The organism is Halorubrum sp. Ea8 (genome assembly GCF_002252925.1).
In the GTDB taxonomy this organism is placed as follows: domain Archaea; phylum Halobacteriota; class Halobacteria; order Halobacteriales; family Haloferacaceae; genus Halorubrum.
The window spans coordinates 1-7,951 of sequence record NZ_NHPF01000107.1 but is presented as its reverse complement, the minus strand read 5'-3'; the positions used below and the strand labels follow the sequence as shown (position 1 = coordinate 7,951).

The 7,951-nt window shown below is 68.1% G+C and carries 10 protein-coding genes; 5 read left to right on the top strand and 5 right to left on the bottom strand.

Features of this window, described 5'->3' with window-relative positions:
* Positions 1 to 148: 148 nt before the first annotated feature.
* Positions 149 to 1,123 carry a C-terminal binding protein gene (locus DJ74_RS12555; RefSeq protein WP_094527459.1) on the bottom strand — a complete coding sequence of 325 codons (975 nt, stop codon included), beginning with the start codon at positions 1,121 to 1,123 and terminating at the stop codon, positions 149 to 151.
* 181 nt (positions 1,124 to 1,304) lie between these two features.
* Here DJ74_RS12555 and DJ74_RS12550 point away from each other — a divergent pair, with 181 nt between their 5' ends.
* Positions 1,305 to 1,580, top strand: a complete 276-nt coding sequence (locus DJ74_RS12550) for a hypothetical protein (RefSeq protein ID WP_094527460.1) — start codon at positions 1,305 to 1,307, stop codon at positions 1,578 to 1,580.
* 106 nt (positions 1,581 to 1,686) lie between these two features.
* Here the strand turns inward: DJ74_RS12550 and DJ74_RS12545 are convergent, their stop codons facing one another.
* The gene (locus DJ74_RS12545) at positions 1,687 to 1,968 is read right to left on the bottom strand and encodes a helix-turn-helix domain-containing protein (protein ID WP_094525872.1); all 282 of its coding nucleotides are present in this window, start codon (positions 1,966 to 1,968) and stop codon (positions 1,687 to 1,689) included.
* 289 nt (positions 1,969 to 2,257) lie between these two features.
* On the opposite strand from DJ74_RS12545, the gene DJ74_RS12540 reads away from it, so the two are divergent.
* From DJ74_RS12540 to DJ74_RS12530, 3 genes are all read left to right on the top strand, one after another.
* Positions 2,258 to 2,566, top strand: coding sequence for a hypothetical protein (locus DJ74_RS12540; protein WP_094525873.1), 309 nt, complete (start codon positions 2,258 to 2,260; stop codon positions 2,564 to 2,566).
* A gap of 1 nt (position 2,567) precedes the next feature.
* Positions 2,568 to 4,388, top strand: coding sequence for a ribosome biogenesis/translation initiation ATPase RLI (locus tag DJ74_RS12535; protein WP_094525874.1), 1,821 nt, complete (start codon positions 2,568 to 2,570; stop codon positions 4,386 to 4,388).
* 103 nt (positions 4,389 to 4,491) lie between these two features.
* Complete coding sequence (locus DJ74_RS12530; protein ID WP_094525875.1) at positions 4,492 to 4,758, top strand: HAH_0734 family protein; 267 nt, start codon at positions 4,492 to 4,494, stop codon at positions 4,756 to 4,758.
* Between the two features lie 54 nt (positions 4,759 to 4,812).
* Here the strand turns inward: DJ74_RS12530 and DJ74_RS12525 are convergent, their stop codons facing one another.
* The 3 genes from DJ74_RS12525 to DJ74_RS12515 form a co-directional block, all read right to left on the bottom strand.
* On the bottom strand, positions 4,813 to 5,475 hold the full coding sequence (locus DJ74_RS12525) for an L-threonylcarbamoyladenylate synthase (RefSeq protein WP_176451348.1): 663 nt from the start codon (positions 5,473 to 5,475) through the stop codon (positions 4,813 to 4,815).
* Between the two features lie 87 nt (positions 5,476 to 5,562).
* Entirely contained in the window at positions 5,563 to 6,072 is a 510-nt protein-coding gene (locus DJ74_RS12520; RefSeq protein WP_094527458.1) for a redoxin domain-containing protein, read from the bottom strand.
* Between the two features lies 1 nt (position 6,073).
* Positions 6,074 to 6,334, bottom strand: a complete 261-nt coding sequence (locus tag DJ74_RS12515) for a glutaredoxin (RefSeq protein WP_094527457.1) — start codon at positions 6,332 to 6,334, stop codon at positions 6,074 to 6,076.
* A 218-nt stretch (positions 6,335 to 6,552) separates the two neighbouring features.
* Here DJ74_RS12515 and DJ74_RS12510 point away from each other — a divergent pair, with 218 nt between their 5' ends.
* Positions 6,553 to 7,926 (top strand): hemolysin family protein, encoded by a 1,374-nt coding sequence (locus DJ74_RS12510; protein WP_094525030.1) that lies wholly within the window; start codon positions 6,553 to 6,555, stop codon positions 7,924 to 7,926.
* Positions 7,927 to 7,951: the final 25 nt, after the last annotated feature.

The window sequence follows — 7,951 nt, the reverse complement described above, 5'->3', positions numbered from 1 at the left end:
GGCTGGAGGCGGGCGAGTTCGAGGCGGCGAAGGCGGACGACGGGGGCTCCGGAGACGACGCCGACGACGGCGACGACTTCGACGACGGCGACGACTTCGACGCCCTCGATCGGCTGTAGCCCGCCTCCGCCCGTCGAGCGCCGGTTCCCTACAGCCAGTCGGCGTCCGGGTCGACCCGCCCCGCCGGCGTCTCGCCGTTGAGGACGGCGGCGACGTCGGCCGCGCCGCTCCGGTTCAGGTCGTCTCTGGCGTCCTCGCTGTACCACGCCGCGTGGGGGGTGACGACGGTGTCCTCGCGACCGACGAGCGGGTCGTCCTCGGGCGGTTCCTCGGCGAGCACGTCGAGCCCGGCGCCCTTGATCGTCCCGGACTCCAGCGCCTCGAGGAGGGCGTCGGCGTCGACGACCGGGCCGCGGCTCACGTTGACGACGACCGAGCCTTCGCCGAGCCGCGCGAGGGCGTCGGCGTCGACGATCCCGCGAGTCGCGTCGGTCAGGGGGGCGTAGACGCCGACGTGGTCGGCGCGGTCGAACAGCGCCTCGAACTCGACCTTCTCGACGCCGTACTCGGCCATTTCGTCGGCGTCCACGAACGGGTCGTGGGCGATCAGCGTCGCGTCGAAGCCGGCGAGCTGCTCGGCGGCGCGCCGGGCGATGGGGCCGAACGAGAGCAGTCCGACCGTCGACGCGCTCACGCGTCGGACCGGGCGGCCGGTCTCCCAGCTCCACCCGCCGGCGGCGACATCGTCGTCGTATGCCTTCAGCGAGCGAAGACAGGCGAGAAGCAGCGAGACGGAGTGGGTCGCCACCTCGTCGGTGCAGTAGTCGGGGACGCGGGTGACGGTGACGCCCTCGTCGGCCGCGGCGCCGACGTCGACGTTGTCGACGCCGACCGCCGACCGGACCACCACCTCGAGGTCGAGCGCCGCGAGCGCCTCGGCGGTGACCGGCGTGTTGATGTCGGTGACGACCGCGTCGGCGCCCGCCGCCGCGTCGCTCACCCGCTCCGCCGACCCCAAGTCGGCGACCTCGATCTCGACTGATTCGTCGACGCGCTCGCCGAGCACCTCGCGGTACGTCTCCGGGTCGATCATCGCGAACGACGACAGGACGACCTTGGCCATATCCCCGCTTTATTCCGCCCCCACTTGATGGCTGGTATTGACGTGTTTAGGCTCTCAAACGTCGATTTTCGATCATGATGTTCTCAATGGGGCGAGCGGGACACCGCGCGGTTCCGGAGGCTCTTTGCGCGCCGGGCGGCTACGTACCGTCGTGACCGACGACAGTTCGACCAAGCCCCCGATGCTCGTCCTCTTGGAGTCGCTGGCGTTCTACCGGAACGTCCGGATCGGGCTCGTCGCGGGCGCGGGCCTCGCGCTCCTCCTGTACCTCGTCCGCACGCTGGAGCTACTCGGACCCGTGATCGACACGCGCGAGTACCCGCTGTTCGGGCCGGAGGTCTGGTTCCTGTTCTTGGCGTTCGTCCTTGCGGCGACGTTCGCGCTGTTAGTCGCCGTCGCGCTCACGATCGCCGAGGCGGCGCGAGGCGCCGGCGAGGTGTCGACGGAGCCCGAGTGAGGAGAGAGCGAGCAGCGACGAGCAAATCGCTCAGCGACGCGAACGACCGTGGAATCGACGGGTCGGACGGGCGCGGACCGATCGGCACGGTCTCAGCGACGCGGTCTCAGTCGGCGGTACAGGAGGCGTCGCTCTCCTCGCCGGTGAACTCCTGGGCCGGCTCGGTGAGCTTGTAGAGGTTCTGTCTGGCGTCCGCGAAGTAGACGTCCTCGTCGACGACCCCGATCCCCTCCAGCCGCTCGAGGGCGTACCGAACGGTCCGGGCCGACAGCATCGACTCCTGTACGATGCCTTTCTGCGTCAGCGGGCCGTTGTACTCGAGCACCTTGAACACGAGCTTGGCGCTCGGCGGGAGGTCGTCGAGCCCCTCCGTTTGGGTTCCTTCCATCGTTACGATTCGAAACCGCACATCGTCATAAATGTTGATGGACCACGGGTGTATTTCGGGTATTTTCCCGCCGAAGTAAGAGAATATTGCTGGTTGTTTCGTTGACAACCAGCAATATGGGCCGCTATATGCCTATTCGACTGACCAGTCAGTCAGCGATACGGCTCGCGCGCGCTCTCACTCGGGCCCGTGTCGCGCCCGTCTTGACGGCCGACCTCTGCCCTCGCGGTCCCCGGCGTCCGACGGGTGGAACGAACGGCTTTTCACGGGCGCTCGCGGATCCGTTGGTATGAGCGACGACTCGGGCATCTCCGGCCACGCGCGGGGCGTGGTCGTCACGACGATCTGCTGTCTGGCGGGGATCGCCGCCGGCGTCGTCTCGGCCGCCTACGTGGGGACGACCGTGGCCGCGGCCCAGAGCACGACGGTCGTGTTGGTCCTCGGCGCGTTCGTGCTCGCCCAGTACCCGCTGTACAAAGCTATCGGCGTCGGCGACTTCGGCGTCAAAGACAACCTCTACGTGGCGTTCCTGACGTTCACGCTGTGGTTCATCAGCTACACCGTGCTGGCGACGTCAGGCGTCCAGCTGGTGGCGTAAGATGGCCGACGACAGCATCGCCGTAGTTGACCTCGATCGGTGCCAGCCCGACCGGTGTAACTACGAGTGCGCGAACTACTGTCCGCCGAACCGGACGGGCAAGGAGTGCATCACCGAGCGCGGCGAGGACACGGTCGAGGGCGACCCGGACCAGATCCACATCTCCGAGGAGATCTGCCTCGGCGAGACCTGTGGTATCTGCGTCGAGAAGTGCCCGTTCGACGCGATCGAGATCATCAATCTCCCCTCAGAGCTCGACGAGGAACCGGTCCACCGCTACGGCGAGAACGCCTTCTCGCTGTACGGGCTTCCGACCCCCGAGCCGGGCAACGTCACCGGAATCTTAGGGCCGAACGGGATCGGGAAGTCGACCGCGGTCCACGGGCTCGCCGGCGAGATGATCCCGAACCTCGGCGACCACGAGACGGAGGCCGACTGGGACCGCGTGCTCGACCGGTTCCGCGGCACGGGGCTCCAGAACTACCTCAAGTCGCTGAAGGAGGGCGACGTGAGCGTCTCCCGCAAGCCGCAGTACGTCGACCAGATCCCCAAGCAGTTCGACGGCAACACCCGCGAGCTGCTGGAGCGCACCGACGAGCGCGGGGCGCTCGACGAGCTGATCGACCGGCTCAACATCGCTCCGGTGATGGACCAGGACATCGATTCCATCTCCGGCGGGGAGCTCCAGCGCGTCGCCATCGCGGCGTGTCTGGCCCGCGACGCCGACTTCTACTTTCTCGACGAGATCACGCCGTACCTCGACATCGGCCAGCGGATGATCGTCGCCCGGCTCATCCGCGAGCTGGCGGACGACGACGCCGCCGACCGCTCGATGCTCGTGGTCGAACACGACCTCGCGATCCTCGACCTCCTCGCCGACACCCTCCACGTCGCCTACGGTGAACCGGGCGCGTACGGTGTCATCACCGACCCCAAGTCGGTCCGCAACGGGATCAACGAGTACCTGAAGGGGTACCTCGACAACGAGAACATGCGGATCCGGCCCTCCGCGATCACCTTCGAGGAGCACGCCCCCCGCGTCGCCTCGCGCAGCGAGACGCTGATCGAATACCCCGATATCTCGAAGTCGTACGGCGACGGCGAGTTCGAACTGCACGTCGAGGGCGGCGAGATCAACCAGTCGGAAGTGCTCGGCGTCGTCGGCCCGAACGGGATCGGGAAGTCGACGCTCGCGAAGCTGTTCGCGGGCTCGCTGGAGCCGGACGAGGGGTCGCTCGACTTCGCGCTCGACATCGCGTACAAGCCGCAGTACATCGAGATCGATCAGCCGATGCGCGTCGACGCCTTCCTCTCGTCGATCACCGACGACTTCGGCTCCTCCTACTGGAACACGGAGGTCGCCCAGCCGCTCCAGCTGGAGCGGATCATGGAGCAGAACCTCGCGGACCTGTCGGGCGGGGAGCGCCAACGCGTCGCCATCGCGGCGTGCCTCTCCGAGGACGCCGATCTGTACCTGCTCGACGAGCCCTCCGCGCACCTCGACGTCGAGCAGCGCGTCCGCGCGACGACGGCGATCCGCCGGTACGCCGAGAACCACGACGCGACCGTGATGGTGATCGACCACGACATCTACATGATCGACCTGCTGGCCGACCGCCTGATGGTGTTCGACGGCGAGCCGGCCCAGCGCGGCCGCGCCGCGCCCCCGCAGGACATGCGCGACGGGATGAACGAGTTCCTCGCCGACCTCGACATCACCTTCCGCCGCGACGAGCGCACCGGGCGCCCCCGGATCAACAAGCCGGGCTCGCAGCTCGACAGCAAGCAGAAGCGCGAGGGCGAGTACTACTACTCCGGCTGACGGCGTCGCCGTCCGGCGCCCGACCGCCCGCGGTCGCGGCGCGTTCCCGCGGTCGATCGACCGTATCGAAGCGATTAAGCACGGAACCCGCAAACGACGGAGTATGCAACACCTCATCATTCGCGGCGACCCCGGGATCCGGCGGGACGCGGTGATCGAGTACGAGGGCGAGGAGCTGGTCTGTTTCGGTATCAACGTTCAGGGCGGCTGGCACGGCCCGGACGAGCCCCAGCTCTGGTGTACGGTCGGGACCGAGGACGAGCGCGAGGCGTACGACAAGCGGGAGTACGTCCCCCACTGGCTCGACGTCGACGCGGTCGATGCGGCGGAGGTCGAGGTTCTGAGCGAGAAAGGCGATCTCGCGGTCTGAATCCGTCGCGGTTCCGTTTTTTCGACGCTCTGTTTCCGGTGCGAACCCGCCCGCTCAGACCGGCGGGTCCGCCAGCCACGCCTCGATCGCGCCCGCCATCGCGCCGCGGCGGTGGATCGTCCCCGCCGCCGGGTCGACGACGGTGCTCTCCGTGCCGGGCGCCTCGCCGTCGTCGATCACCGCGCCGACGCCCTCGAGGATCCGGTCGTCGAGGTCGTCGGGGCGCGTGACGCTCCCGGTCCCGGAGACGTTCGCGCTCGTCGCGGTGAGTGGTCCGGTCTCGCGGAGGAGCGCCCTCGCGACCGGCTGGTCGGGGACCCGGACCCCGACCCGGTCGCTGCCGGCGGTGAGCGCGTCGGGGACCGCGTCGCCGCGCTCGACGACGACCGTCACGGGACCGGGGAGGAACGCCCGGGCGAACGCGACCGCGAACTCCGTGGGGCGGGCGTATCGGAGCGCGTCGTCGACGCTCGCGACGCCCAGCGAGAGCGGGTTCGACCGGTCGCGACGCTTCAGGTCGAAGACGCGTTCGACCGCGTCCGGATCGAGCGCGTCCCCGCCGAGCCCGTACACCGTCTCCGTGGGGTAGACGACGAGCTCGCCGTCGGCGACCGCCGCGGCCGCACGCCGCACGTCCTCCCGCCGGCTCACTGCGTCGCGTCCGGGGTCGGGCTCGGACCCCGAGCGAGGCTCCCGGTCGTCGGCGTCGTCCGTCATACGCGCTCATTCGGTCGCAGTTTAAAAAAGGATGGCGTGTGTCGACGGCGCGGTCGCACGCGAACCGCGTCGGCGCCGACGGCGGCCTCAGTCGACGAGTCGGCCGACCGCGTCGTCGATCTCCTCGGCGTCGGGGAACTCGGGGTGTTCGCTCGCGACCCACGCGTACTCGACGGCGCGGTCGCCGTCGAGGAGGAACACGGCGGGCCGCGTCTCGGTGACCCCGGTCATGCCGTCGATGTCGTGGGCGAGACCGTACTCCTCGATCACGCCCGCGCTCGGGTCCGAGAAGATCCGGACGCCCTCGCCGCGCTCGGCGAGCAGGCGCTTGTGGGCGTACGGCGACGAGATCGAGAGGCCGAGGACGTCGAGGTCGTCGGCCCACCCGTGGTCGTCGATCGTGTTGTACAGGTACGTCGCCTGGAAGGCGCCGTCCATCGGGTGAAAGACGAGAAGCGTCGGCCCGTCGACGGCGTCGTCGAGCGCGGCGTCCTCCCAGTACTCCTCGTTCACGAGGGGGCGAGTGAAGTCGGGCGCCACGTCGCCCTCGGCGACGTGCTCCGTCTCGGGGAGAGAGACGACGTCGAAATCGGGCATCTCAGGAACCTCTCTCGCCGTACGTACCCTCTAGGTACTCGACGATGTTCGCGCTCTCGGACATCGTCACGCCGGTCTCGCGGTCGACGATCGCCGGGACGCTCCGGGCCCCGGAGACGCGCTTGACCGCGTTCCGCTCCGAGTGCATCGGCTCGACGTACCGGGACTCGTACTCCAGCCCGAACCGGCTCAGGGTCCGGACGACGCGCTCGCAGTACGGGCACGCCTGCAGTCTGTACAGGGTGATCTGTGGTTTCGTCATGGCACTCGATTCGGCCGCGGGACGTGTAATCGTGTCGGCCGCGGCACGCTCCGCGGATCGGCCCTCCGTTCCGCCGGCGATCGGTCGAGTCGTCCGTTCGTTCCGCCGGTGATGCGCCGATTCGTCCGTTCGTTCCGCCGGTGATCCGCCGGATCGTCCGCCGGCCCGGGTCGCCGAAAGTAATCCTTTAACCATCCGCCGACGGAAGACGAATGAACATGGGCTTGCCGCCGAGCACGCTGACGGCCGATCTGCTACAGCTGCCGACGCCGGGGGATAACACCGTGATCGCCCTCGGCGTCCTCGCGATCGCTGTGCTGGTCGGTCTGTCCGCGTTCTTCTCCTCATCGGAAATCGCGATGTTCTCCCTGCCGCAGCACCGCGTCGACAGCCTCGTCGACGAGGGCGTCACGGGCGCGAAGACGATCCAGGAGATGAAGGAGAACCCGCACCGCCTGCTGGTGACGATCCTCGTCGGCAACAACATCGTCAACGTCGCGATGACCTCCATCGCGACCGCGCTGTTCGGATTCTTCCTCTCGCGGGGCGAGTCGGTCCTGGCGACGACGTTCGGGATCACGACGCTGGTGCTGATCTTCGGCGAGAGCGCGCCCAAGTCGTACGCCGTCGAGAACACCGAGTCGTGGGCGCTCCGGATCGCCCGCCCGCTGAAGGCCTCGGAGTACGCGCTGTACCCGCTGGTGGTGTTGTTCGACTACATCGTGAAGGGCGTCAACAGCGTCATCGGGGGCTCCGCGGCGATCGAGTCGACGTACGTCACCCGCGACGAGATCCAGGACATCATCGAGACGGGCGAGCGCGAGGGCGTCATCGAGGAGGAGGAGCGCGAGATGCTCGACCGGATCTTCCGGTTCAACAACACCATCGCCAAGGAGGTGATGACGCCTCGCCTCGACGTCACCGCGGTCGCCAAAGAGCAGTCGGTCGAGGAGGCGATCGAGACGTGTATCCAGGCCGACCACGAGCGCGTTCCCGTCTACGAGGGCAACCTCGACAACATCATCGGCGTGGTGACCGTCCGAGACCTGGTCCGCGAGCTGCGCTACTCCGAGGGCGAGCCCTCGCTGGCGCGGGTCGTCAAGCCGACGCTGCACGTCCCCGAGTCGAAGAACGCCGACGAGCTGCTCGCGGAGATGCAGGAGAACCGCCTCCAGATGGTCACCGTCATCGACGAGTTCGGCACCACCGAGGGGATCATCACTTTAGAGGACATGGTCGAGGAGATCGTCGGGGAGATCCTGGAGGGCGACGAGGAGGCGCCCGTCGAGTTCCTCGAGGAGAACGTCGCCGTCGTCCAGGGGGAGGTGAACATCGACGAGGTCAACGAGATCCTCGGCATCGACCTCCCCGAGGGCGAGGAGTTCGAGACGCTCGCCGGCTTCGTGTTCAACCGCGCCGGCCGGCTCGTCGAGGAGGGCGAGGAGATCGAGTTCGACGGGGTCCGGATTCGCATCGAGCGCGTGGACAACACCCGGATCATGTCGGCGCGCGTAACGGTTCTCGACGTCGACGACGGGAGCGGAGACAGGGAGGTCGGCGAGACCGAGACGCCGACCGACGACGCGGCGTAGGCGGTTTATGAAAGTTACAAGGCTA